Genomic DNA, 23,475 nt, shown 5'->3' with positions numbered 1-23,475 from the left:
CATAGAATATAAAAAGAGCGATAGGGTATTTGGCCTTATCGCTCTTTTTGATTTTACTTAGCTAGCGAACAGAGACTAGATAACCGAAATGTTTCTGATCTTAGCCTGCGTTGTATATTTAAACCGCGATTTCACCGCCGTCTTCACGACGAATCACAACCGTAGATGCTCTTGGGCGAACATTGCCCTGAGTCTGAGCCGTTGCATCTTCAGACGATGGCCAGTTTGCTGGGTGTTGAATGTTCACAAACAGTGATTTGTAATCAGGGCTGATGGTAAAGCCAGTTACTTCACAACCGTTTGGACCCACAAAGAAGCGTTTAAGTTGTGCTTGGTTGTTTGCATCAATTACCGCGCTGTTGCCGTTGTCATCCGTTAACTGAGATGGGACAACTGCCAGCATTTGGTCATTGGTGTAGCCCGTTACTTCATCTGCGCCGTTATCAGTCTGAATCCACAAGATGCCACGAGCATCAAACGCTAAGCCGTCAGGGCTGGCGAATTGGTTCATGTCTGTTAGACCTGAGCGGTTAATAGATTTGTCTTCTACTGCTGGAGAGCCAAATACGAAGATATCCCAATCGAACTCGCCTGCTGTTTTGCCTTCATCCCAACGAATAACATGACCGAACTTGTTGTCTACGCGAGGGTTCGCAGAGTTCGCTTCTTTACGCTTGTTGTTGTTAGTCAGCGTAAGGTAAGCCGTACCTGTCATTGGGTCAACAGAGCACCATTCAGGGCGATCCATTGGCGTTGCGCCTACAAGGTCGGCTGCGCCTGCGGTATTAATGATAAGTGCTGCTTGAGAATCAAATGAATCACCTAGCTTACCGCCGTTTGTGGTCTTACTGCTCAGAGTCAGTGGTAGCCAAGTGCCTGAACCATCATCGTTGAACTTAGCCACATACAGTGTGCCTTTGTCCATGTACTTGTCACCCGCACTTAGGCGATTACTCGGCTCTGCGTCACGTGGGTCCCATTTCTCTTCAGAAACGAATTTGTACAGGTATTCAAAACGAGAATCGTGACCAGAGTAGAATACGATCGGCTCGCCTTCAGTCAACTTACCAAACGTACAGCCTTCGTGACGGAAACAACCCAGTGCAGAACGTTTCTTAGCGCGAGAGTTTGCTGTGTATGGGTCGATTTCAACAATGTAGCCGTGACCATGTGCTTCGTTACGGTAATCGTCCATTGCTGACTCACCTTTTGGTGTTACGTCAAAGCGTGCAAACTCGTCTAAGCGTTCTTGTTTGTTACCTGAAAGTGTGTCCCAACCGTAACGTGTTTTGTCGGTTGCGATACCAATACGCTCTTGTGCTGGCGTTGTCTCGCCTTTGTTCACGAAATAACCCGGCCAGTTTTCTTCACACGTTAGGTAAGTGCCCCATGGCGTGTAGCCATTACCACAGTTGTTCAACGTGCCACGAGCTTGGCTGCCGTCTTGTGAGAACTTGGTTTTGGTAAATTCACTGTGAGCAACAGGGCCAGACAGGTCCATTACTGTTGCGCCTGTGTAGCGGCGGTTCAGTGGATCGTTATCGACCATCACCCATTGGTTGCCTTCAAGTTTCACTCGAACAACACTCACGCCGTGCGCGTTGATCTCTTTACGTACTTCATCAAGGCTAGGGCGAGCGCCTTCGTTGTATGTTGGGCCGTTGGCGTGCAGCGCTTTTTGGTCGATGTATTCGTGGTTGATCACCAATAAGCCATCATTGCTGTTGCCATTAAGTGGGAAGAAGTGCATGCCATCGTGATGCATGCCTAATGCGTTGGCTTGATCTTGTGCGTTGTTGGTGCCGTCTTTTAACCAAGCGTTGCCTTGTTTGTTGAGTGGAGTACCCCAAGGAACTAATACCTGTGCTGTGTAGCCTTTCGGCACAACGACACTGTCTGTCAATGATCCTTTAACCGATTCGAATGCAAGTGTTGCAGTGCTTTTTTGTGCGCCCGTTGTTTGCATTGTCGCAGCGTTAGCCGTGCTGTGACCCGCTAAACCAAACGCGCCAAATGCGGTCATTGCACTGATGCCTAAACCGCCTTTCAGAACGTTTCTTCTTGAAAGGTTCGCATCTAGAACTTCTTCGAAAGGCTTGTTGTTACTCTTATTGAATCGAGTGCTATCAAATGTTTCCTTGCTCATCGGGACTGCTTCCTGTTGGCTGACTTTATTATTCGTTATTTATGACTTACCCACTTACTAATGAATTGGTTAATAACTTGGGCTGATGTGTGAGCAATCGTGAAGCAGTTAAGTGACAGATTTTTATAGTTTTGATTAAGGTTTTGTTTCTGTAGCACGATTTTTGCTGCTAACCCTCTCGTGCAATACAAAACTCTTGGGAATTAACGGAGAACTGTGTATAAATGCTTTATCAAACGAAAAGAGAGACAGTTATGAAATTAGATAAAATCGAAAACAAAAATCGCCGCCTACGCAAGAAGTTATACCTAGGTGAATTCGCTATTCTAGGTTTTGAAGTAAGCTGCACGACTTCGATTGCTGATTTTGACCAATACGATGTGTTCATCGATGAATTTATCGATTTTATCGACAGCATCGGCCTGTGTTTTGGTGGTGGCGGCCTTGAGCTGTTTGAAGGTTTCTTATACTCAATTGAGCGCTACCGTTCAGTTACAGAAGCAGAACAACTGCAAGTTGCACAATGGCTTGAAGCTCGTGCTGAAGTAAGCAAAGTGGAAGTTAGCGAATTGATTGACGCAAACTACGCGTTCTAAATTGATTCTGTGTTGTTAGCTTAATTTGAAGGCCAAATACGGCTTAGGAAAGAGCAACAACAGGACGCCAGAATAAAGGCCGAATCGGTAAGTCGATTCGGCTTTTTTGCGTTTAATTCGCTCCACTTCTATTTATTACCTTCTTTTGTCCTCCTTCCTACGCAAATGATGAATTGATAGTTTTCGTTTAAATATAAGTACCTTATCGCTACTTTTATTGGCAGTAAGAAGTTTGGATAAACTTGTGAGAGTTTTATGAGAATTCAATGAAGTTGCTGATAGATTTGATCGCCATTCTTAGAGTCAACAACACCACAGTTCGTTCTGGCAAAGGTAACGGTATATCGCTGTTATTCGTTTTGGCGGCAACGATAGGACTCGATAAAGGATGGAATCAAAATGAATAAACGTACTCAAATCAGCTTAGTGATCAGCTCGGCTATGTTGGCCTTTGGAGCGGCTCAAGTTCAGGCTGCTGAGCTTGAAGTCACTGTCACTAATGCAACGAAAGGGATCTACTTTACGCCTATCTTAGCGGCGGCTCATGACTCAAGCTTGTTCATGTTTAGAACGGGTGAAACGGCTTCTGCGGAACTAGAATCCATGGCCGAAGGTGGCGATATTTCAGGTTTATCTGGTGTCATTGCTAACGCAGGAGGCGTGGTGGTTGAAAACCCAGCTACCGGCATTCTTAATCCAGGCGTCGCAACTACGTTTGATATCGACACTGGTGATTTAGCTTACTTGTCATTGGGTGCAATGCTGCTGCCAACCAACGACGGGTTTGTTGGCTTAGACAGTTGGAAAATCCCAACTCAAGCGGGCACCTACAAAGCGACCCTCAATGGCTATGACGCAGGCACTGAAGCGAATGATGAGTTGGCTGGCAGCATGCCAAACCCGCCATTTATAACCTTTGGTGCTGGTGGTACGGGAGTTGAAACTGCAGTGTCAAACGCTAAGGTTCATATTCATCCGGGTAACATCGGTGATAGTAACGCGGCTGGCGGCATCAGTGACCTCGATAGCAGTAGTCATCGTTGGTTAAACCCTGTAGCTACTATCACCATTGTTGTGAAGTAAGGGGGATGTATGAAAGCTAGAATTCTATTTATCGCTGCATCAGTAGCTGTGTTAGCAGGTTGTCCGGACGATGACGACGATTACTATCGCTATGATGTGAGTGTGACTAACCTCACCCCCAATCAACCAATGTCGCCCCTCGCGGTATTGACTCACAATACGAATTTTGACCTGTTTGAAGTTGGGCAAAGTGCCTCTGTCGATCTGGAATACTTGGCGGAAGGAGGCAGTAATGCACAATTGCTTGCGCTCAGTGACAGTGACGCCAATGTTTATCAAGGCATCTCAGGCAATGGGCTGATTCTTTCAGGTGAGCAAGACACGGTGTCTATTCGTGTCGACCCAAATCAAGAAGGGTATATCTCAGTTGCTTCCATGTTGGTGAACACCAATGATGCGTTTGTTGGTGAATCCGGTTTGTCACTCAAGTCATTAGCGGTGGGTGATACCTTTGTGATGAACATGAATGTTTGGGATTCAGGAACGGAATTGAACGACGAGCTTGCTGCAACGATTCCGGGACCTGCGGGCGGTGGTGAGGGTTTTAATACCACACGAGACGACACCGATGTAGTGAGTTTCCACTCTGGTGTAATCAGCCAAGATGACGGCCTTACGACGTCTGCTTTAAGTGCTAACCATCGTTTCCTCAACCCAGGAGCAAGAATCACCATTACTCGAACTGAGTAATAGGGTTGAAAGTACGATGAAAGAATTCCTGCTCTGTTCCGGTCAATTGAAAGGTAGGCAGACTCCGAATAGAGCAGGGATCATGAATAGTGCTGCGGTAAATTTGATGGCAAACATATTGTTGGTTGAAGACGATGATGACCTAGCTGAACTGGTGCAGATGCATCTTAAGTTCCAAGGCCATGACGTAATAAGAACTAATGTGATTGAAAAGGCTCAGGCGCTCTATAAAGATGGTCATTTCGATTTAATCGTACTGGATCGTGGCTTGCCTGACGGAGATGGACTCGATTTTTGTCGAATGTTACGTCAGCAAGAAGATTGGACGCCGGTACTCATGCTAACCGCAAGGGATGCTGAGCTAGATAAGGTGTCAGGTTTAGAAGCCGGTGTTGATGACTACATAACGAAACCTTTCAGCGTTCTCGAGTTTCAAGCAAGAGTGAGGAACGTACTTCGCCGTTTAAGCCATGTTGAATCAGTCACTCAAGAGGCTATGACGACAGAATCGATTATGAATTTTGGTGGGCTCATTATTCAACCTGAACGCCATCAGGTGTCACTCAATAACCAAGACGTACCGCTGACTGCAACTGAGTTTACCTTACTTCACTTCTTAGCAACCCGCCCGGGGCGTGTGTATAGCAAAGACGAGCTGCTCGATCACGTTTGGAATACTCATCACTCTGGCTATCACCATACTGTGTGTAGCACGGTCAACCGTCTAAGAACCAAGCTTGCGATGCCCAATAGTGATGATGATTTCATTAAAACCGTTTGGGGTGTTGGCTATAAGTTTGAGTCAAAAGCTTAGGTCTATGTGTCGCGTCCTAAGTTTACTAAAAAGCCAGTAAGATCTATGAGCCACCGAGGAGAGAACATGAGTTTCAAATCGCGTTTAGTGCTGTTCACAAGTTTGTGGTTTTTGTTGGTAAGTGTGGTGATTGCTTACACTTATCATTGGCAAAAAGAAACCATAGAACAAAGAACTAAGCAGAGCTTACATAAAGAGCTCGCGGTTCATATGCGCGATGATAATCCTCTCATGATTGGTACCGACTACAATCCCAAAGCACTCAAATCTATATTCCACACCTTGATGCTGATAGGGCCTGATTTTGATATTTATTTTCTGGATAGTCAGGGCAATATCACCACCAATGCTGCACCGGAAGGCACTGTGTTAGCGAATCAGATAGATCTAGCGCCCATTCAACAGTTCTTAAATGACGAGCCTTATCCTATTTTGGGCGAAGACCCGATCAACCCAGGCTCTCCTAAAGTATTTTCTGTGGCGGCAATTGAAGAGCTAGGATCGACGGTGGGTTATTTGTATGTGGTGATAGGAAGTAATCGCCATACTGTGATCACCAACTCTCAGGTTGATACACCATACATCGCACTTGCAGGGCTTGTGCTAGTTTCTATTTTTGGCTTTGCGATTGGCGCTTATCTGCTAGTGAAACGCAGCCTGTTGAACCCAATAGAGGCGGTAACCAATAAATTGCTGCAACAAGCTGAGCAAGATTTTAGATTGGAACCTAACTTTGTCCATCAAGTACCAGAATTGGTGCCCATTGCACGTTCTTATCAATTGATGGCGAAACACATCCAACAACAGTTTTTGCAGCTTGAGTATCAGTCATCACACCGCAGACAAAGCTTATTACAGCTCAGTCATGATTTGAAAACGCCATTATCGAGTGTTCTTGGCTACCTAGAAACGTGGAAGATTCAAAATCCGAAGTCAGACCCGTTGATTGACGTCGCTTACCGCAATGGCAACAAGTTGTCTGAACAACTCCATTCACTACTCGATAGCGCCAAAAATGATAATCCTGTGCCTAAGTATCAATACGCTTCAATCGATTTTAATGTGTTGATGAACGAATGCTTAGAAACGATACAAAGCCAGTATCGCCATAAGAATGTTGAGTTGAACGTCAATATACCTATTGGAATCAAGGCTGTGGGTGACGGTGATTTACTTGAGAGGCTGATCTTGAATCTGCTAGATAATGCGTTGAGGCATAGCCCGAGCGGAACAATGGTGTCGTTAGATGTAGGTTTAGAATCGGATTCAAAACGGGTGAAGGTCGTTATCCATAATGAAGTTGAACGAGAGGCCCCTAATGGTTCGTTAGGTATTGGCACCAAAATCGCTCAGTCGATACTGATGTTGCATCATAGTGTTTTAGAAACAACACAAGCAGAAAACTCATTTCAACAAAGTTTCTATTTGCCTTCGGTATAGCCCTGACTGCCTTCGCTTTAGTTCTATTTTCTTTCGATATCGTTCTACTTGCCGCTATTCTAGGGGATAGTCGAGTTGTTCCTTGAGTAACGAACAACTCGTTGAGCAGCTTTTAAGTTGAAGGGACTTTATGCGTCTTTTTGGGCTTCATCGCCTTCATTTAGTTCAGCATAGAAGTGCAGCAACTCTGTGAGCTCTTTTACCCAACCAAATGCTTCTGTCGGTGCTTTCGACAAAATCTTCTCGACTTTGTCACAGTGAGTTTCAAGGCTGATCGCTTGCTCAAGGTTGAACGACATTGCATAGAAGTGCCAAAGCAATAGTCGAGTCATGCGCTCGATGTTTTGTTGTGAGTTATCCGACTCACTAAACGCAAGATTCATTTCACTCAGCGCGATTGCTGTCATTCGCAACATCGCATCAAACTTCGCTGATTGCATACGCTCTTCATTGGTCACTTCTTCCTGTTCGAACGTAAACAGTTCCGTCATTGCATCTTCAGGGACAAGGCGATGAATCATTCTTAAACTAAATTCTTCTAGTTCTTCACGAGGCATGTTGTTTAAGCAAGTTAAAGTGTAATCGCGTTGCATGGTGTTCTCTTGGATCTGCAAAAAGGTCGGACAGTTTAATGGAGAAGCGAGTTCAGAAAAAGCAGATTTTAGATAAGCCTACGTTTGTAGGCTTATCTATTCACTACAAGCCCTAAAATTGATGTTTAGGGGAACTGTATTTAGGTTTGAACGCAGTATCAGGCTTTGCTATGGCTTGGCGGTTGATATTGCATAGACTGATCGTTTCTCATGAAAATGTTGCTCGCGACCAAGCTGCCAATACAAATTGAAGCAAGCGCTAACCAAGTCATCGTATCTGGAATCTCGTTAAACAGTGGGATCGCCAACAACGTTGCAACGGCGGGTGTTGCACTGCCAAAGGCGGCTGATCGCTCTGCTCCTAGTGTATTAACAGCATAGAGATAAGTGAATGCCGCTATTAGGCCTGCGCCGACGCCTTGCACCGCTGAATGTACGGCAAGCTCTGTGACTGGCCACTGAGCAATTGGTGTACTCATTAAATGGCTAGGGAGGGTTCCTGTTAGGATAAGGACCAGCAACAGCAAAGTGGAACAAAATGAAATGAAACCCGCACTCACAAGCGCATTAAGATTGGCAACACGTGCTGAGATGGTAAAAGTCGCCCACATTAAGCTGCCACACAAAAACAACAAGTGACCTTTGGTGTATTCAAAGTTGAAGCTGCTTAAGCTATTTCCTAGAAACAACAATATCCCGAGTAAAACAAGACCTAAACCAACGACACGGTGTCCGCTAAGCGGTTGTTTAAAAAAGAGTACCGCGATTCCTGTTACGAACAGAGGAAGCGTTCCCGGAACCAAAGCACTCCCGTGTGATACGGGAACAAACTGCATGGCTGTCCCTGCAACGAGTAAATAAGGCAACCCACACCCCACAAACATACCGACCAAGTATCGATTAGGGACAGCAGCGATCGTGCTGCGTGCTTTCCACATCAAAGGCAATAGCACCAATGCAGGTATGAGGAATCGAGTCAGTGCGATGTCTGCAGGTGTTAAGTCTGAATTTGCGCCGCCTTTAAGAGAAAGGAAAAAGCTCGCCCAGATGAGCAGAGTGACAATAATAGATAGGTAGCCAAGCTTCATAATAAACAAGGAAAGTGGATGATGACTCATTATGGGGTACTTGGTGTGCCACAAGTTGGCAAGTTTTGTTCGAACTTGAGTCATGGTTGATGATTTCTGCTAATATTTCCCCTATTGTTAACGAATTTAACCAATGATCGGTATTTGCTATGGATAGGATTGATAGACATCTTCTTGAGTTGCTTCAGAAAGACGGCAGGCTAACCACGGCTGAGTTAGCTGATGAGGTTGGCTTATCGGCTTCACCGTGCGCGAGGCGCATCAAAAGACTGGAAGAAAAAGGGATTATTGATGGCTATCGTGTGAGCCTGTCACGAGAACAGGTCGGCATCGCAATGAGTGTGTTTGTTGAGGTGAGCTTAAACAACCACCAAGAAGTGTCGATCGATAAATTTGAAAGTGCAATTGTCGAGATGGAAGAGGTCATCAGCTGCCACGTTGTATCCGGAGCTTATGACTATCTTTTAGAAGTTGTCAGTCCAAATCTTATGGCTTATGAAGCATTTACAAGAAAGCTACAGCGTCTCTCTAACGTAAAAGATATACATACTCACCTTGCGATTAGGCAAGTGAAAGGCAATGCGCCACTTCCGGTTTACACTGACTGAACAGTAGTAGGGATACGTCTTTGGGTGAAATGAGCTGAAAACGAAATGACTTTCGTTGTTAAACTAGGGTGCCGCTGTTCTTAAAGACTGTCGTCAAATACCAGATGCGCAGAAATAAAAAACGGAGCGCCTCGTGAAAGGCACTCCGCATATGATAGGTGCAAAACTTAGTGATACTTAAAGTTAGAGATTGAACAATCCCCAGTTTGAGCGTTAATTCTGAATGAGAAAGCATGTGAATGATAATCCACACCGTCATTCCAAATTGTCTCTCCAAATATCTTACATAGCTCTAGCTCACTTACTGAACCGAACTCTTCCATGTGTTTAGCTACAGATAAAAGTTTACCTCTTATCTCCGCAGTCCATTCCGTGTTACTCAAGCAGTTGAAAGCCATAGTTTTTTGCATATTACCTAGCCAAAATGTTTCTTGTTATTAAGTTATATGAATAATCATGATAACAATTTCTTGGCGTTTGTAAATCTATTTTGTGATGAATATCTCACATACTCGCTTGCATTGGTCGGAAATTGAACTTTATTGTTGATAGTTAGCACATTAGTTTTACAACTTATTGATAAAGCTTTGATTAACGAGTTATCTGACTATTTTGGCTTGAGGGAAGCATATTTGTCGGAAAAATCCAGTCGATAAAGCGATGAAACCTAGTAATGCTTTCAGTTTGGACCATCGTTTGTCGGTTGGTTTGTGTGGCGTGCTTCGTCAATCATCGTGGCTTCTTTGCGGTATTTTGAAGACAGCTGACGGAACTTTTCACTGAGTGTATGGAGATCTTGCGAGAGTGATTGTGAGCTTTGTACATGCACCTGCGCACTTTCTGTCTGTCGCGGTAGTTTTGCGTTGGTGCAATGTTTAGCGACGGCTTGCCAAGAATGCGTTAGAGACTCCGCCCCATCTAGCTCGGTAGACACAACGTATGCCTGTTTTAATAGAACCTCAGAGACATCGTAAGCAGTATTCATATGACTATTGAGCTGTACATTAAATCTTTGTTCGTACTTTGCCCAAAGTTCAATTATCTGCTTTTTGGTGAAATGTTTGGATAACAGCGTTTGTGATTCATAGGTTGAGAGAACTTGGTTGAATTCTTTAGTGTATTGGTTGTACCGCCCTTCAAATGATAGTTGGCGGTCCAACAGTACTTGCCAGTTTTCACGGTCACAATGGTTTGCTAGCGCGACATTAGCACTCAAAGGTACACTCACAATGATAACCTTCACCCAAAAACTCATGACTTTCCTCTACTTACTGCGTTCTCTATAGAGAGTATAGATGAGCAGCAGCATGAGTTGATGTACACTTGAAAGATACCTAAAACGGAAGAGCTGGTGGATTTGATGAAAAAAGCGCTGATCGCTTTACTTGTGTTGTTAATATTGGGCGGAGGAGCGGCGTATTACTTCTTGGTCATGAATAAAGACCCAATTCCACCAGAGAAAATGGAAGAGCCAGCTGCAGAAGTTGCTCAGCAGTCAGATTCTGACCTCGCACCTATCATGGATCTTCAGCCTGAACCAGAACAGACCGAATTTTACGTTTTGGATAGAAAGCTCGAAGTGGTAGAGCAGCCTGAAATTGATGGGTTGATAACAGATTACCTCTATAAAGGTGAAAAGGTCGAAGTGTTAGAGAAACAAGGCGAATGGGCTCGTATCTCAGATTACATCGTTCTAAAAGAAGGCGGGCCACAGACAGCCGAATGGGTTTCGATGTCTGGCCTATCTAATGATGAAGTGATTATTTCCGAGAAAGAAAGCATAGAGATATTGGATTCATATTTGGTTAAATCCGACGATCTTAAGATCCATAAAGAGAAGTTCCGCAATACGGTGGCAGAACTGATCTCTGATGGCGAATGTGACCCAAGTGATTTCGAGGAGTTAGGTGGTTGGGTGAAATCGGTGAAGTACAGTGACCGAGATGTCTATTTTATTTATTGCGGCGGACTATCGCTTGAAAATAAAATTTATTTAGATGTAAATACAAATGAAATATTTACGAAGTAGAATCCAACGCCCTATTTGTTAATAATGTTTACTTAAGCCCACTCATAGATTGAGTGGGCTTTTTTTATCTATTCATAATGTTCAGCTTTCCAATCCAGAACGCTAATTATATTGAGGTTTATATAGAATGATAAGGAACCATTTATTAATGGCTAATTAGAGTTTCGTTATTATTCTCATGATCAATCATTTCAAATTTCCACATTGCATTCTTCTTGAAACAAGCTGAGAGATATAGGTTTGTCTCGTATTAACAAAGACTTACCTGCTTGGTGATAAAAGTGAAATTAAATAAACCTTATTAAAATCAAAGTATTATGTCGCTTTACATCCATGTAACATTTCATTGGTTTTGGGATGGAAGTCTAGTTTTTAATCATAATACGAAAATGTTTTTTATTTGTAATAATAATTTTTGATTTTGAGTTGTAGGGTTTAATTAAAGCAAAACGTAAATTTTAATTATCAACTAAGACATTATCTTATTAACATCATTGTTATTTAATTGCTTGTAAGGGATGGAACCATTAATGAAAAAGCTTGCTTTAATTACAGGGTCAAAAGGCGGTATCGGCTCAGCAATTTCCTCTAAATTAGTTGCAGACGGTTATCGTGTTATCGCGACTTATTTTACTGGAAATTACCAATGTGCACTGGATTGGTTTAACGAGAAACAATTCACTGAAGATCAAGTGAGATTGTTTGAATTAGATGTTACCAATACTGCGGAATGCGCGCTGAGCTTAAGCAAGTTGTTAGAAGAAGAAGGCACGGTGGATGTGCTGGTCAATAACGCCGGTATTACACGTGATAGCGTTTTTAAAAAGATGGATGCCGAAGCGTGGAAAGAGGTGATTGAGACTAACCTCAACAGCCTTTTCAACGTGACACAGCCTCTGTTTGCACCTATGTGCGAAAAGGGTAACTGCCGAGTCATCAACATCTCTTCCGTCAATGGCCTAAAAGGTCAGTTTGGACAAACTAACTACTCGGCAGCAAAAGCTGGAATGATTGGTTTCTCTAAAGCCTTGGCAGCAGAGGGGGCTAGAAGCGGCGTGACGGTAAACGTGGTTGCCCCTGGCTACACCGGCACCCCTATGGTTGAGCAAATGAAGCCTGAAGTACTTGATTCAATTAAAAACCAAATTCCAATGAAACGTTTAGCGACACCTGTAGAAATTGCAGACGCAGTGGGCTTTTTAGCAAGTGAATCTGGCGCGTACATTACAGGCGAAACACTGTCTGTTAATGGCGGCTTGTACATGCACTAATCGGCGAAACTGAAGGGAATGGAATAATGGAAAAAGTATTTATTGTTGCGGCTAAGCGTACTCCTATTGGAGCATTCACCGGGTCGCTAAAAAACGTATCTGCGGGCGAGTTGGCTGGCGTTGCGATCAAAGGCGCGTTGGAGTCCGTAGATCTTTCGTTGGATGCGATTGATGAAGTGATCGTTGGTAATGTGATTTCGGCAGGTCAAGGTATGGGGGTTGCACGGCAGGCTTCCATCTATGCAGGGTTACCTGAGGAAACACCTGCATACGGTGTGAACATGATTTGCGGCAGCGGCATGAAGTCGGTGATGGACGCAGCGGCGCACATCAAAGCACAAGACGCTGAAGTCGTTATTGCGGCGGGTGTTGAGGTGATGTCTCAAATCCCTTTTGTTGTGCCACCGAGTATTCGCAACGGGCACAAGATGGGTGACATCTCTATGAAAGACTTGCTGGTTGGAGATGGATTAACAGATGCGTTCAATCATTATCACATGGGCATGACGGCTGAAAACATCGCCAACGCTTTGAATATTTCGCGTCTCGCACAAGATAACTACGCGTTAGAAAGCCAGCAGAAGGCGGTAGCCGCTATCGAAGCGGGCAAATTCAATGAGCAAATCGTGCCTGTAGAAGTTAAGCAGCGCAGACAAACCGTCACTTTTGATACCGATGAGTATCCGAAGTCAGACGCGACATTCGAAGCTCTACAAAAGCTTCGTCCAGCTTTCGACCGAGAAGGAACGGTCACCGCTGGTAATGCGTCAGGCATCAATGATGGCGCAAGTGCCATCATCTTAGCGTCTGAATCTGCGGTCGTGAAATACGGCCTGACACCACTGGTAGAGCTGAGCAGCTACGCGCAATCTGGTTTAGATCCCAAAATCATGGGGTTAGGCCCAGTAGAAGCGGTATCTAAAGCGTTAGACAAAGCGGACTTAACTTTAGAAGAAGTCGAGTTGTTTGAGTTGAATGAAGCCTTCGCTGCACAGGCGTTAGGCGTAATGTACCAGTTGTCTGAACAACATGTTCTGCCGCTTGAAGCGTTCAAATCTAAAGTTAATGTCAACGGTGGTGCTATCGCACTTGGTCACCCTCTAGGGGCATCAGGTAACCGAATTATTGTTTCACTCATCCACGAAATGATCGAGCAGCATACCAATTATGGTGTTGCTTCGCTTTGTGTGGGCGGGGGAATGGGAACCGCTGTTTTACTTAAAGGTATTGAGGGTTAGAACTCGACGTGCCGTAGGCGAGGCAAATTGGTTTTTTAAGCTATTTATTTTTTAACTGTTTCTTTATTAAGCTATTTCTTCACTAACTATGTATTCACCAGGAGTTACTTATGTACACGGATATTTTCAAAACAATCACAGACCAAACTGAAAAGCAGTTCGAACCGTACTTGAAATTCAATAAGTTGGTTGCAAAGAACGTTCAAACAATGACTGAACTTCAAATGAATGCTTTGCAGACTTATACCGATATGGGTCTTGCACAAATGAAAGCAGTAAGTGAAATCAAAGACGTAAATAGTCTTACCGCTTTTAATGGCCAGCAACTAACGGCACTCACTCAATTGTCTCAACAGATGATGAGTGATAGCTCAAAAATGCAAGCTGCTGCAAAAGAGTTCAAAGAAGATGTTGAAACACTAACAACTGAAAACTTGAAAACAGTTACACCTGCATAAAACTAGTCGCCATCGAGTTAGTACAGGTTGGCCTGTGCGGCTTGGTGGCGATTTTCCGATTATTGGAGTCATGTTATGTTTCAACACTTCTTTTCGGACTACCTTGTTAAGCTTCAACAAACGAACCAGCAATGGTGGGAAAATTTTGAACAAAACAAGGAAGCCGCGCAATCTCCCTTAAATAAAGCGATGCAAGAATTGAATTTTGATGATGCATCGAAAATTTTTGAGCAAGCCGCAAACCAACCAGCCGTTCTACTTCAGCTGCAATCTCAATGGTGGGAACAGCAACTACAAATCTGGCAAAACGCAGCACTGATGGGTAACACTGAAAGCGTTATCACTGAAGATCGTGGTGACAAGCGTTTTATCGATGATGCATGGAAGAACGACCCTTTCTATAGCTTCATCAAGCAATCTTATTTGCTGTTTAGTAAAAGCTATATCGATACCATCAACTCGATTGAAGGCATTGACGAGAAAACCAAAGAGCGTGTCGCGTTCTTTTCTCGTCAGGCAATCAATGCAATGTCCCCAAGCAATTTTATCGCGACCAATCCAGAGCTGATGAAACTGACTCTTGAGAGAAATGGCGAGAACCTTCTTGATGGGTTAGAACAATTGCAAGCGGACGTGGAAGCGAGTGCCGACATCCTTAAGATCCGCATGACCAACAATAATGCATTCCGATTGGGTGTGGATGTTGCCAATACTGAAGGTGATGTTGTCTTTCAAAACGAGCTGTTTGAGCTGATTCAGTACCACCCAAAGACACCACAAGTTAATGCGACACCATTGTTGATCGTTCCGCCTTTCATCAATAAGTACTACATTCTCGACCTTCGTGAAAAGAACTCGATGGTACGTTGGTTGCTCGAACAAGGGCATAGCGTATTTATGATGTCTTGGCGCAATCCGGGTGAGGCACAGAAAGACCAAGAATTCGGAGATTATGTCACGGAAGGTGTTGTTAAGGCGGTAACCGCTATTGAAGACATTACCGGTAAAGAGCAAATTAATGCGGCAGGCTATTGCATTGGCGGTACGGTACTCGCTTCTACTGTGGCTTACTATGCAGCTAAGCGTATGAAGAAACGCATAAAAACGGCGAGCTTCTTTACCACGTTACTAGATTTCTCTCAGCCTGGTGAGGTTGGGGCGTACATCAATGAAACGATAATCGACGCGATTGAGAAACAGAACAACGCGAAAGGCTACATGGATGGTCGCTCGTTGAGCGTGACGTTCAGTTTGCTTCGAGAGAACAGCTTATACTGGAACTACTATATTGATAACTACCTCATAGGCAGCAGCCCGATGGAGTTCGATCTATTGTACTGGAACAGTGATAGCACTAACGTGGCGGCTAAATGCCATAACTTCTTGCTGCGAGAGCTCTATCTTGAAAACAAACTGGTTCAAGACAAAGGCGTGAAAGTCGGCGGTGTTTGGATTGATTTGAATAAGATCAAAATTCCGAGCTACTTTATCTCGGCCAAAGAAGACCATATTGCTTTGTGGCAAGGGACTTACCGTGGTGCATTGAACACGGGTGGCAACAAAACGTTTGTTCTGGGCGAGTCTGGCCACATTGCAGGCATTGTTAACCATCCAGAGAAAAAGAAATACGGCTACTGGTTGAACGACAACCTAGACGACTCTGCTGACGAATGGCTAAACAACGCAAGTCACAACGAAGGCTCATGGTGGACACACTGGGATCAATGGTTACAAGGCTTTGAAGCTGACGAGAAAATAGAACCTTTCAATCAAGGTTCCGAGCTTCATCCTGTGATTGGCAAGGCTCCGGGTAACTATGTAAAGCAGGTGCTGCCGATTCTTGATAAAGAAGCTGTCGATAAAGAGACCGTCGACCCAGAAGCTTCGGAAAACCAAGCTTAACGTCTTGCCTCTTACTTAACAGTAGAAGTAAGAAATGCCAGACAATAAAAAAGCCACTGAATTCAGTGGCTTTCTAGTATCAACTCATCTCAAAAATAACTGGCAAAAGTTGACGCAATTTCGATTTCTAATCGATTTCTTTGTCTTTAGTCATAGATAAAAGCCAAAGAGATACGGCTGCAACACCTGCAAAGCCACCAAGAATGATAACTGGCATAGCACTGTAACCTAGGATGTGCCAAATTACGCTTTCTAAAGTACTCATTCAATCGCTCCTTATTGCCAGCCTTCAACGCCGTGCATGTCTGGTAGTTTATGTGCGATACCTTTGTGGCAATCTACACACGTTTTTTCACCAGAAGCTAGCGCAGTTGAGTGTTGTTTCGCACTACGAGGGCTCTGCTCTGAGAAGTCCATGTAATCGAACTGGTGACAGTTACGACACTCAAGTGAGTCATTGCCTTTCATACGTTTCCACTCACGTTCAGCAAGGTGGGCACGACGTGCTTTGAATTTCTCTTCAGTGTTGATGGTTTTTGCAATAAAGTGCGCGTACAACTCTTTAGATGCCTGAACCTTACGAACAATTTTATCTGTCCACTCGTGAGGTACGTGACAATCTGAACAGATAGCACGAACGCCTGAGCGGTTAGAGTAGTGAATTGTTTCTTGGATTTCAGCAACAATAGGCGCATGACAACCAGAACAGAACTCTTCCGTGTTGGTTGCTTGCATACCTGTGTTAAATGCACCCCAGAATAAAAGACCGCCAGCGAATCCCAAGAAAAGTACAACGCCTACCGCTGCTTTACTTGGTGTCGCGAGTCTTTTCCAAAACGCTTTAAGTAATTTTATCATATATAGCCTCTCTTACCGTCTGGCTACGATTAACGCAGTGAATCTACAGGTTTGAACTCGTTCTCAACTAGTGGCTTAGCATTAGCTTGAGGTACGTGACACTGTAGACAGAAATAACGACGAGGTGATACGTCTGCAAGTACCGCATCTTCACGGTTCATGTAGTGAGTTACACTCACTTTAGTAGCACCCATTTCTTTTGCGTTTTTCCAGCTGTGGCAAGAAAGACACTTGTTAGCGTTAAGAGAAACTTCATAGCTACGAATAGTATGAGGCACTAGAGGTGGTTGGTATACGTAGTCACTCTCAAGTACTTGGTCACGAGGGAACTTTTTGAAGTCATCTGCTGCGCGAGTAGCTTCAAGTTCACTTGCACCACGTAGAGATTCTACGCCACCAATGCCGCCTGGGTTATCCAGCTCAGCTTGAGCTTGAACTGCACCAGCTAGCAAAAGACCAGCTGATAGTAGGGCAGTAATCAGTTTTTTCATGGTTAATTTCTCCGCCTAAAGGCTAATTCTTTGAGTGGACTACTTTTTTCAAAAAGTGATGAAAAAAGTAGTCGCAATATTAAATACGTTAGATCTTGTATCTAGGTTCTAAAAGCAATTGGCGCTTAAGAAACCTTAGTGATCTTAACTGGACACTTCTTATAATCCGTCTGCTTAGACAGAGGATCCGTTGCATCCAAGATCAACTTGTTGATCAGAATTCTTGCATCAAAGAATGGTACGAATACCAAGCCTTGTGGTGGACGGTTACGACCACGAGTTTCAACACGAACGCGTACTTCACCACGTTTGTTTTCGATAAGAACTTCATCACCACGGCGAAGGCCGCGAGATTTTGCATCTGCAGGGTGGATGTAACAAAGTGCATCCGGTACTGCTTTATAAAGTTCTGGTACACGACGAGTCATAGTACCTGTATGCCAATGCTCAAGAACACGACCTGTACATAACCACATGTCGTACTCATCATTTGGTACTTCTGGTGGCGCTTCGTATGGTGCGTTGATGATCAGTGCTTTACCGTCTGGCTTGCCGTAGAAGTCCCAGTCAGAACCTTTCTTAGCGTATGGATCTGAACCTTCTTTAAAGCGCCATAGTGTTTCTTTACCATCAACAACAGGCCAGCGTAGACCACGAACTTGGTGGTAGCGATCGTATGGTGCTAAATCGTGGCCGTGACCGCGACCAAAGGCTGCGTATTCTTCGAATAGACCTTTTTGAACGTAGAAACCTTGAGCTTGTGCATCGTCGTTAAGCTCTTGAGCTTCAGACAGTGGGAATGCATCAACGTTGCCGTTTTTGTAAAGCACGTCGTACATGGTTTTGCCACGGTACTCAGGCATTTTCGCAACCAGTTCTTCGCCCCAAACTTCTTCAATAGTGAAGCGCTTAGAGAATTCCATGATTTGCCATAGGTCAGACTTAGCTTCACCTACCGTTTTCACTTGTTGGTACCATGCTTGTGTACGACGTTCAGCGTTACCGTAAGCACCTTCTTTTTCGATCCATATTGCTGTTGGAAGGATAAGGTCAGCCGCTTGAGCTGTTGCCGTTGGGTACGGGTCAGAACATACAATGAAGTTGTCTGGGTTACGGTAACCTGGCAGACGTTCAGTGTTGATGTTTGGACCAGCTTGCATGTTGTTGTTACACATTACCCAGTAAGCGTTGATCTTACCGTCTTTAAGCATACGGTCTTGAACAACAGCGTGAGCACCTGGTTTAGCAGGGATAGTGCCTTCTGGAAGTTTCCAGATGTCTTCTGCGATCTTACGGTGTTTAGGGTTAGCAACCACCATATCTGCCGGTAGACGGTGAGAGAACGTACCAACTTCACGAGCTGTACCACACGCAGATGGTTGGCCAGTTAGTGAGAATGGGCTGTTACCTGGAGTAGAAATCTTACCTGTTAGAAGGTGGATGTTGTACACAAGGCTGTTCATCCATACACCACGAGTATGTTGGTTCATACCCATAGTCCAAAGTGACATTACTTTGATGTTTGGATCCGCGTATTGCTTAGCCAGCTTAATAAGGTCATCTTGAGATACACCTGACATTTCAGACGCTTTCTCAACGGTGTATTCAGCAACAGAAGCTTTGTAGTTCTCGAAGCTGATATCAGTCATTTTGCCTGAGTTAGGGTTAGCAGCGGCTTGCTGTAGTGGATCGTCGTCACGAAGGCCATAACCGATGTCTGTCGTTGCTTGTTTGAAGTTCGTGTGTTTGTTCACGAAATCCCAGTTAACGGCATCGTTTTGAATGATGTAGTTAGCAATGAAGTTCGCAATCGCTAGATCTGATTGAGGTTCGAAGATGTAACCCGTGTCTGCAAGCTCAAAAGAACGGTGGTAGTAAGTAGACAGTACGTTTACTTTAACGTGTGGGTGGCTTAGACGACGGTCTGTAATACGAGTCCATAGTACTGGGTGCATTTCTGCCATGTTTGAACCCCACAGTACAAATGCGTCTGCGTGTTCAAAGTCATCGTAACAACCCATTGGCTCATCGATACCGAAGGTACGCATGAATGCACCTACCGCAGAAGCCATACAGTGACGAGCGTTTGGATCGATGTTGTTTGAACGGAAGCCCGCTTTCATCAGCTTAACGGCTGCGTAGCCTTCCATTACAGTCCACTGACCTGAACCGAACATACCAACGCCTGTTGGACCGTTCTTCTTCAGTGCCGCTTTCCATTTCTCAGCCATTACGTCGAAAGCTTGGTCCCAAGATACTGGTGTGAAATCACCATCTTTATGGAACTCGCCGTCTTTCATACGAAGAAGAGGCTGTTCAAGACGGTCTTTACCGTACATTATTTTTGAAAGGAAGTAGCCTTTAATACAGTTAAGGCCTTTGTTTACAGGTGCTTCTGGGTCGCCTTGAGTCGCAACCACTTTACCATTTTGAGTACCAACTAGTACCGAACAGCCTGTACCACAAAAACGACAAGGCGCTTTATCCCACGTGATTTTTGTTTGATCAGAGCTAGCAATCAGGTTGGTTGCTGTTGCTGGCAGAGTTACACCTGCAACGGCTGCCGCTGATGCAGCTGCGTTTGCTTTCACAAACGCGCGTCTTGTCATTTTCATACTTCACCCTCAAGTTGAGAATTGTTGCTTCCAGTTTCTAAATCCGTTTCGTCGAGCTCAGTTTCGATTTGGTGATAAACCAAAGCTGTGCCTAAAACGTTCGTAATATTATTAATTTCTTCGATGGTGTCCGTTACAAAACCTTGGTTTTCGGTTTCTAGGACTACTATGATTTTGCCTTCAGGGCTGCTGCCGTAAATCTCTGCGTTATCGAATTTCTCGATTTGTGCTTTGATCTCGTCTAGATGCTCTGGGCTCACATGCACGACTAAACTTGATATATGCACTTCATTTAGTGCCATAAATTGCTCTCGTTATTTTTGTTTTATGCATTACTCACAAGAATAGCTGAAGTAGGGCAAACTGCTACGCAGGCTCCACAACCGTTACACTCATCTAACTCGATTTTTGGTAGAGCAACACTGCCTGCTCTAAGTTGAAATTGAATGGCCATAGGTTCACACATGTCACCACAGCTTCGGCATTCAACATTTTGTTGCGCTAAGCATTTACCAGAGATACTTGCTTTTGCTTGCCAAGGTGTTTCTTCCTTGGGTTTAAAAATTGGTTCAGGACAAACGTCAGCACATTGATAACAAAAAGTGCATTCGTCTTTTGAATAGTCGACAGTAGGAAAACCACCATCGCCTACAATGATTATCTTAGTCTCACAATTTTCGATACATTTACCGCAACGAGTGCAGTCATCTGTAAAGCTTTCTAGGCTGTTAATCCAAGGCAATCGAATCTGGCTTGAATCTACTTTTCGCCTAGAAAATAGGCGTCGTCTCGATAGGTCTACCACTAAATGCCTACTAATGTTGCTAAGATGTTGTAATTGTAGATCATTGTTTTGTTAATATCTTGTCATTTATCCTCACAAGTAGTGTAGTTTTAGAAATATTTGTATAAATACCCCTTAAGGGCTAAATAGGATCCTATATTGTCTTAGATCAATAAATTACGAAGCGTTTGGTCACATATTGAATGGAGCTCTGTTTTTTGATGTGTGACAATAGGTTTCGGACAGCCACTTATATACCTTCAGGATTTTGATTTTGCTTATTAAACCAGTTTCATCTGTAACGAGTACAATAGCTAAATCATTGCTGTCCATACTGCTCCTTTCGGTTGCCACTACTGGTTTTGCTATCTTCACATTGGCGTCAAGTCTCAACGACGCAGAGGCGGTTAACGTGGCTGGCTCAATGCGTATGCAAAGCTATCGTTTAGCGCATGATATTCAAATAGAATCAACTGATTATGATTCTCATATTCGTGAATTCGAAAGTTCTCTTTATTCCCCATCAATGGCCAACTTGGTCAGTTGGGAAGTTCCTACAGACATCACCGAAGATTACTATTTAATTATTGGTCGTTGGCACGAGCTTAAACAGGTATTAAGCAGTGAAGATCGAAAGCACTATCTCGTATTAGTTGAAAACTTCGTTACTGAAATTGATGGCTTCGTTTTTAAGCTGCAAGAGTTCTCTGAAGATAAGTTGATAAAGTTGGCGTGGGCTGGTGGTATTGGCTTAGGTGGAATTCTGGTCATATCTCTTTTTGTTGTTCACTTTGTCCGTAAACAAGTTGTTAAGCCGTTACATGCACTCGTTGGCGCCAGTCAGCGAATCAAAAACAGTGATTTTGAAGTCGAGTTGAAGGTCACCAATAACAACGAACTGGGTATTTTGACCAAGACATTTAACTCAATGGCGAAAGACTTGGGTGCGCTCTATCGAAACCTTGAAGACGTTGTGGATGCTAAGACAATAGAGCTACAAAATGCTAACCAATCACTCCAGGCGTTGTATCACTCTTCACAAGAGCTGACCGTAACACGTATCGCCCCAGAGAACTTCCGAGCCATCCTGCAGCACCTCGTGAGCTTAGAAGGCATCGAATCGTTAAGGCTAGAGATTGTAGACAACTCAGGTCGTTCACTGATTATGGATGAAGGGTACGACTCGAACTTAGACTATGAAAAATTTGAAATGAAGCTGGATGATAATGAGCTTATCTTGGGCTATTTATATTGTTCATATCATCATGGCCATTCAACGAGGACGCTAATTGATAGTTTTATCCAACTCTTATCGCGAGCTATCTATTATAATCGTGCGCAAAAAAAAGCTGAGCAGCTTATTATTATGGAAGAGCGTGCAACAATTGCACGTGAACTGCATGATTCACTGGCTCAATCACTGTCGTATTTGAAAATCCAAGTGACATTGCTGAAACGTGTGATTGGCAAACTGCCAGAGCAACAACACCGAGAGCAATCGGAACAAATAGCGTCGGAAATCGGTAACGGTTTGGCTGATGCCTATACTCAGTTACGAGAGTTGCTCACAACCTTTAGGTTGACGATAAAAGAGGGCAACTTCGGAGAGGCTTTGAGCACCATGCTTGAAGAACTCAGCGAAAGAACAGAAGCGAAGATTAACCTAACCAATAATCTTTCATCGATTGAGCTTGATGCGCACAGTCAGGTTCACTTGCTTCAATTGATTCGTGAAGCAACAATAAACGCAATAAAACACGCCAATGCCGACTTGATAGATGTATGCTGTATCGATGAGGAAGGTGAAGTATTCGTCGTGATTAAGGATAATGGAGATGGCTTTGACCCAAGTAGTTCGAAGATGAACCACTACGGGATGAGCATTATGCAGGAGCGTGCGGCAAGACTGAATGGCGACTTAACGATTGAAGCAGCTCAAGGTGAAGGCTGTACAGTCATATTGAAATATAAAAGTTTGAAGGAAGTTAAAGTTGACGATTTGTAAAGTAATGCTGGTTGATGATCATCCATTGATGCGCAGAGGTATAAGCCAATTACTGAGCTTTGAAGATGAATTCGAAGTGATTGCAGAAGCAAGTAACGGTACTGAAGCGGTCGCTCTTGCCCATGAAGAAGAACCTGATTTGATCCTTTTGGATCTTAATATGAAAGGCATGTCTGGCCTTGATACGTTAAAGGCACTTCGTACTGATGGCTCAAGCGCTAACATCGTTATTCTAACGGTTTCTGACAGCCCTGCAGATATTGAAGCAATTGTAAAAGCGGGCGCTGATGGTTACTTGCTTAAAGACACTGAACCCGATGAACTCATCGAATTACTGAAACAAGCGCACCATGGCGACAAAGCCTACAGCAGTGTTGTATCTCGTTACTTAAATGATGCTGAGAGCCGCAACGACATCTTCGACCAACTGACTGAACGTGAAATGCAGATCCTTCAAGAAGTTGCAAAAGGCTACCGCAACAAGCAGATCGCAGACCATCTGTTCATTTCTGAATCGACAGTTAAGGTACATATGAAGAGTTTGCTGAAAAAGCTACAAGTTCCTTCACGCACTGCAGCAACGGTTCTGTATCTAGAACGCTATGGTGACATGAAGTAGGGCTTGTTCCTTTGAAATAAAACTATTTCAAGCCGTACTGTTGGTTGTAAATATTAGGGGCAAATAACGCGAGGTTTTAACGACAGTTTCTCGTGATTACTTTTAATTTAGCATCTAAATAGCCTCTAATGATTTTGAACACGTGAC

At 43.9% G+C, this 23,475-nt stretch carries 25 protein-coding genes; 14 read left to right on the top strand and 11 right to left on the bottom strand.

Translation table 11 applies throughout. The annotated features are described in order from the left end of the window. Window positions 1-118 precede the first annotated feature (118 nt). Window positions 119-2,146 carry a PhoX family protein gene (locus tag OCU90_RS20895; RefSeq protein ID WP_061025600.1) on the bottom strand — a complete coding sequence of 676 codons (2,028 nt, stop codon included), beginning with the start codon at window positions 2,144-2,146 and terminating at the stop codon, window positions 119-121. Between the two features lie 254 nt (window positions 2,147-2,400). Here OCU90_RS20895 and OCU90_RS20890 point away from each other — a divergent pair, with 254 nt between their 5' ends. From OCU90_RS20890 to OCU90_RS20865, 6 genes are all read left to right on the top strand, one after another. Beyond that, entirely contained in the window at window positions 2,401-2,742 is a 342-nt protein-coding gene (locus OCU90_RS20890) for a YggL 50S ribosome-binding family protein (protein ID WP_061025598.1), read from the top strand. Between the two features lie 266 nt (window positions 2,743-3,008). Then, window positions 3,009-3,149 carry a hypothetical protein gene (locus OCU90_RS20885; RefSeq protein ID WP_169798678.1) on the top strand — a complete coding sequence of 47 codons (141 nt, stop codon included), beginning with the start codon at window positions 3,009-3,011 and terminating at the stop codon, window positions 3,147-3,149. Further along, window positions 3,142-3,825, top strand: a complete 684-nt coding sequence (locus OCU90_RS20880; protein ID WP_061025596.1) for a spondin domain-containing protein — start codon at window positions 3,142-3,144, stop codon at window positions 3,823-3,825. The genes OCU90_RS20885 and OCU90_RS20880 overlap by 8 nt, the downstream gene beginning before the upstream one ends. Window positions 3,826-3,834: 9 nt before the next feature. Further along, window positions 3,835-4,515: a spondin domain-containing protein gene (locus OCU90_RS20875; protein WP_012600503.1), complete on the top strand. Its 681-nt coding sequence runs from the start codon at window positions 3,835-3,837 to the stop codon at window positions 4,513-4,515. A gap of 82 nt (window positions 4,516-4,597) precedes the next feature. After that, entirely contained in the window at window positions 4,598-5,329 is a 732-nt protein-coding gene (locus OCU90_RS20870; RefSeq protein WP_061025594.1) for a response regulator transcription factor, read from the top strand. 66 nt (window positions 5,330-5,395) lie between these two features. Then, complete coding sequence (locus OCU90_RS20865) at window positions 5,396-6,769, top strand: sensor histidine kinase (RefSeq protein WP_061025592.1); 1,374 nt, start codon at window positions 5,396-5,398, stop codon at window positions 6,767-6,769. A 128-nt stretch (window positions 6,770-6,897) separates the two neighbouring features. On the opposite strand, the gene OCU90_RS20860 is transcribed toward OCU90_RS20865, so the two are convergent. Together OCU90_RS20860 and OCU90_RS20855 are read right to left on the bottom strand one after the other, a co-directional pair. Next, the gene (locus OCU90_RS20860; protein WP_061025591.1) at window positions 6,898-7,362 is read right to left on the bottom strand and encodes a hypothetical protein; all 465 of its coding nucleotides are present in this window, start codon (window positions 7,360-7,362) and stop codon (window positions 6,898-6,900) included. Between the two features lie 158 nt (window positions 7,363-7,520). Beyond that, window positions 7,521-8,450, bottom strand: coding sequence for a DMT family transporter (locus OCU90_RS20855; RefSeq protein ID WP_061025588.1), 930 nt, complete (start codon window positions 8,448-8,450; stop codon window positions 7,521-7,523). Between the two features lie 149 nt (window positions 8,451-8,599). Between OCU90_RS20855 and OCU90_RS20850 the strand changes: the two genes are divergently transcribed. After that, window positions 8,600-9,058: an Lrp/AsnC family transcriptional regulator gene (locus OCU90_RS20850; protein ID WP_017078313.1), complete on the top strand. Its 459-nt coding sequence runs from the start codon at window positions 8,600-8,602 to the stop codon at window positions 9,056-9,058. Window positions 9,059-9,225: 167 nt separating this feature from the next. Here the strand turns inward: OCU90_RS20850 and OCU90_RS20845 are convergent, their stop codons facing one another. Next, a complete protein-coding gene (locus OCU90_RS20845; protein ID WP_017062621.1) occupies window positions 9,226-9,468 on the bottom strand; it encodes a hypothetical protein in 243 nt (80 codons plus the stop codon). A 269-nt stretch (window positions 9,469-9,737) separates the two neighbouring features. Beyond that, window positions 9,738-10,313 (bottom strand): hypothetical protein, encoded by a 576-nt coding sequence (locus tag OCU90_RS20840; RefSeq protein ID WP_019350829.1) that lies wholly within the window; start codon window positions 10,311-10,313, stop codon window positions 9,738-9,740. A gap of 96 nt (window positions 10,314-10,409) precedes the next feature. On the opposite strand from OCU90_RS20840, the gene OCU90_RS20835 reads away from it, so the two are divergent. The 5 genes from OCU90_RS20835 (at window position 10,410) to phaC (ending at window position 15,956) form a co-directional block, all read left to right on the top strand. Next, entirely contained in the window at window positions 10,410-11,087 is a 678-nt protein-coding gene (locus OCU90_RS20835; protein ID WP_061025583.1) for an SH3 domain-containing protein, read from the top strand. Window positions 11,088-11,617: 530 nt separating this feature from the next. Beyond that, window positions 11,618-12,358, top strand: a complete 741-nt coding sequence (locus OCU90_RS20830; RefSeq protein WP_004731355.1) for an SDR family oxidoreductase — start codon at window positions 11,618-11,620, stop codon at window positions 12,356-12,358. Window positions 12,359-12,384: 26 nt separating this feature from the next. After that, the gene (locus tag OCU90_RS20825; RefSeq protein ID WP_061025579.1) at window positions 12,385-13,596 is read left to right on the top strand and encodes an acetyl-CoA C-acetyltransferase; all 1,212 of its coding nucleotides are present in this window, start codon (window positions 12,385-12,387) and stop codon (window positions 13,594-13,596) included. 110 nt (window positions 13,597-13,706) lie between these two features. Continuing rightward, the gene (locus tag OCU90_RS20820; protein ID WP_004731353.1) at window positions 13,707-14,054 is read left to right on the top strand and encodes a phasin family protein; all 348 of its coding nucleotides are present in this window, start codon (window positions 13,707-13,709) and stop codon (window positions 14,052-14,054) included. 75 nt (window positions 14,055-14,129) lie between these two features. After that, window positions 14,130-15,956 (top strand): class I poly(R)-hydroxyalkanoic acid synthase, encoded by a 1,827-nt coding sequence (gene phaC / locus OCU90_RS20815; RefSeq protein WP_061025576.1) that lies wholly within the window; start codon window positions 14,130-14,132, stop codon window positions 15,954-15,956. A 127-nt stretch (window positions 15,957-16,083) separates the two neighbouring features. Here the strand turns inward: phaC and OCU90_RS20810 are convergent, their stop codons facing one another. The 6 genes from OCU90_RS20810 to napF all read right to left on the bottom strand — a co-directional run bounded on the left by OCU90_RS20810 (window position 16,084) and on the right by napF (window position 20,725). Beyond that, complete coding sequence (locus tag OCU90_RS20810; protein ID WP_004731329.1) at window positions 16,084-16,221, bottom strand: TIGR02808 family protein; 138 nt, start codon at window positions 16,219-16,221, stop codon at window positions 16,084-16,086. A gap of 11 nt (window positions 16,222-16,232) precedes the next feature. Beyond that, entirely contained in the window at window positions 16,233-16,814 is a 582-nt protein-coding gene (locus OCU90_RS20805) for a NapC/NirT family cytochrome c (protein ID WP_004731326.1), read from the bottom strand. Window positions 16,815-16,843: 29 nt separating this feature from the next. After that, the gene (locus OCU90_RS20800; RefSeq protein WP_004731324.1) at window positions 16,844-17,305 is read right to left on the bottom strand and encodes a nitrate reductase cytochrome c-type subunit; all 462 of its coding nucleotides are present in this window, start codon (window positions 17,303-17,305) and stop codon (window positions 16,844-16,846) included. A 125-nt stretch (window positions 17,306-17,430) separates the two neighbouring features. Then, a complete protein-coding gene (gene napA, locus OCU90_RS20795; protein ID WP_061025575.1) occupies window positions 17,431-19,920 on the bottom strand; it encodes a periplasmic nitrate reductase subunit alpha in 2,490 nt (829 codons plus the stop codon). Beyond that, window positions 19,917-20,222, bottom strand: a complete 306-nt coding sequence (locus tag OCU90_RS20790) for a chaperone NapD (RefSeq protein ID WP_004731320.1) — start codon at window positions 20,220-20,222, stop codon at window positions 19,917-19,919. Before OCU90_RS20790 ends, napA begins: the two co-directional genes overlap by 4 nt. Before the next feature lie 23 nt (window positions 20,223-20,245). Further along, the gene (gene napF, locus OCU90_RS20785; protein ID WP_061025574.1) at window positions 20,246-20,725 is read right to left on the bottom strand and encodes a ferredoxin-type protein NapF; all 480 of its coding nucleotides are present in this window, start codon (window positions 20,723-20,725) and stop codon (window positions 20,246-20,248) included. 253 nt (window positions 20,726-20,978) lie between these two features. Here napF and narQ point away from each other — a divergent pair, with 253 nt between their 5' ends. Together narQ and OCU90_RS20775 are read left to right on the top strand one after the other, a co-directional pair. Next, window positions 20,979-22,709, top strand: coding sequence for a nitrate/nitrite two-component system sensor histidine kinase NarQ (narQ, locus tag OCU90_RS20780; protein ID WP_061025573.1), 1,731 nt, complete (start codon window positions 20,979-20,981; stop codon window positions 22,707-22,709). Then, window positions 22,696-23,328, top strand: a complete 633-nt coding sequence (locus OCU90_RS20775; RefSeq protein ID WP_004731316.1) for a response regulator — start codon at window positions 22,696-22,698, stop codon at window positions 23,326-23,328. Before narQ ends, OCU90_RS20775 begins: the two co-directional genes overlap by 14 nt. Window positions 23,329-23,475: the final 147 nt, after the last annotated feature.

Origin of the sequence: Vibrio splendidus (assembly GCF_024347615.1) — a bacterium.
In the GTDB taxonomy this organism is placed as follows: Bacteria; Pseudomonadota; Gammaproteobacteria; order Enterobacterales; family Vibrionaceae; genus Vibrio; species Vibrio splendidus.
The sequence above is the reverse complement of the archived record's forward strand: the minus strand, read 5'-3'. Positions and strand labels throughout refer to the sequence as shown.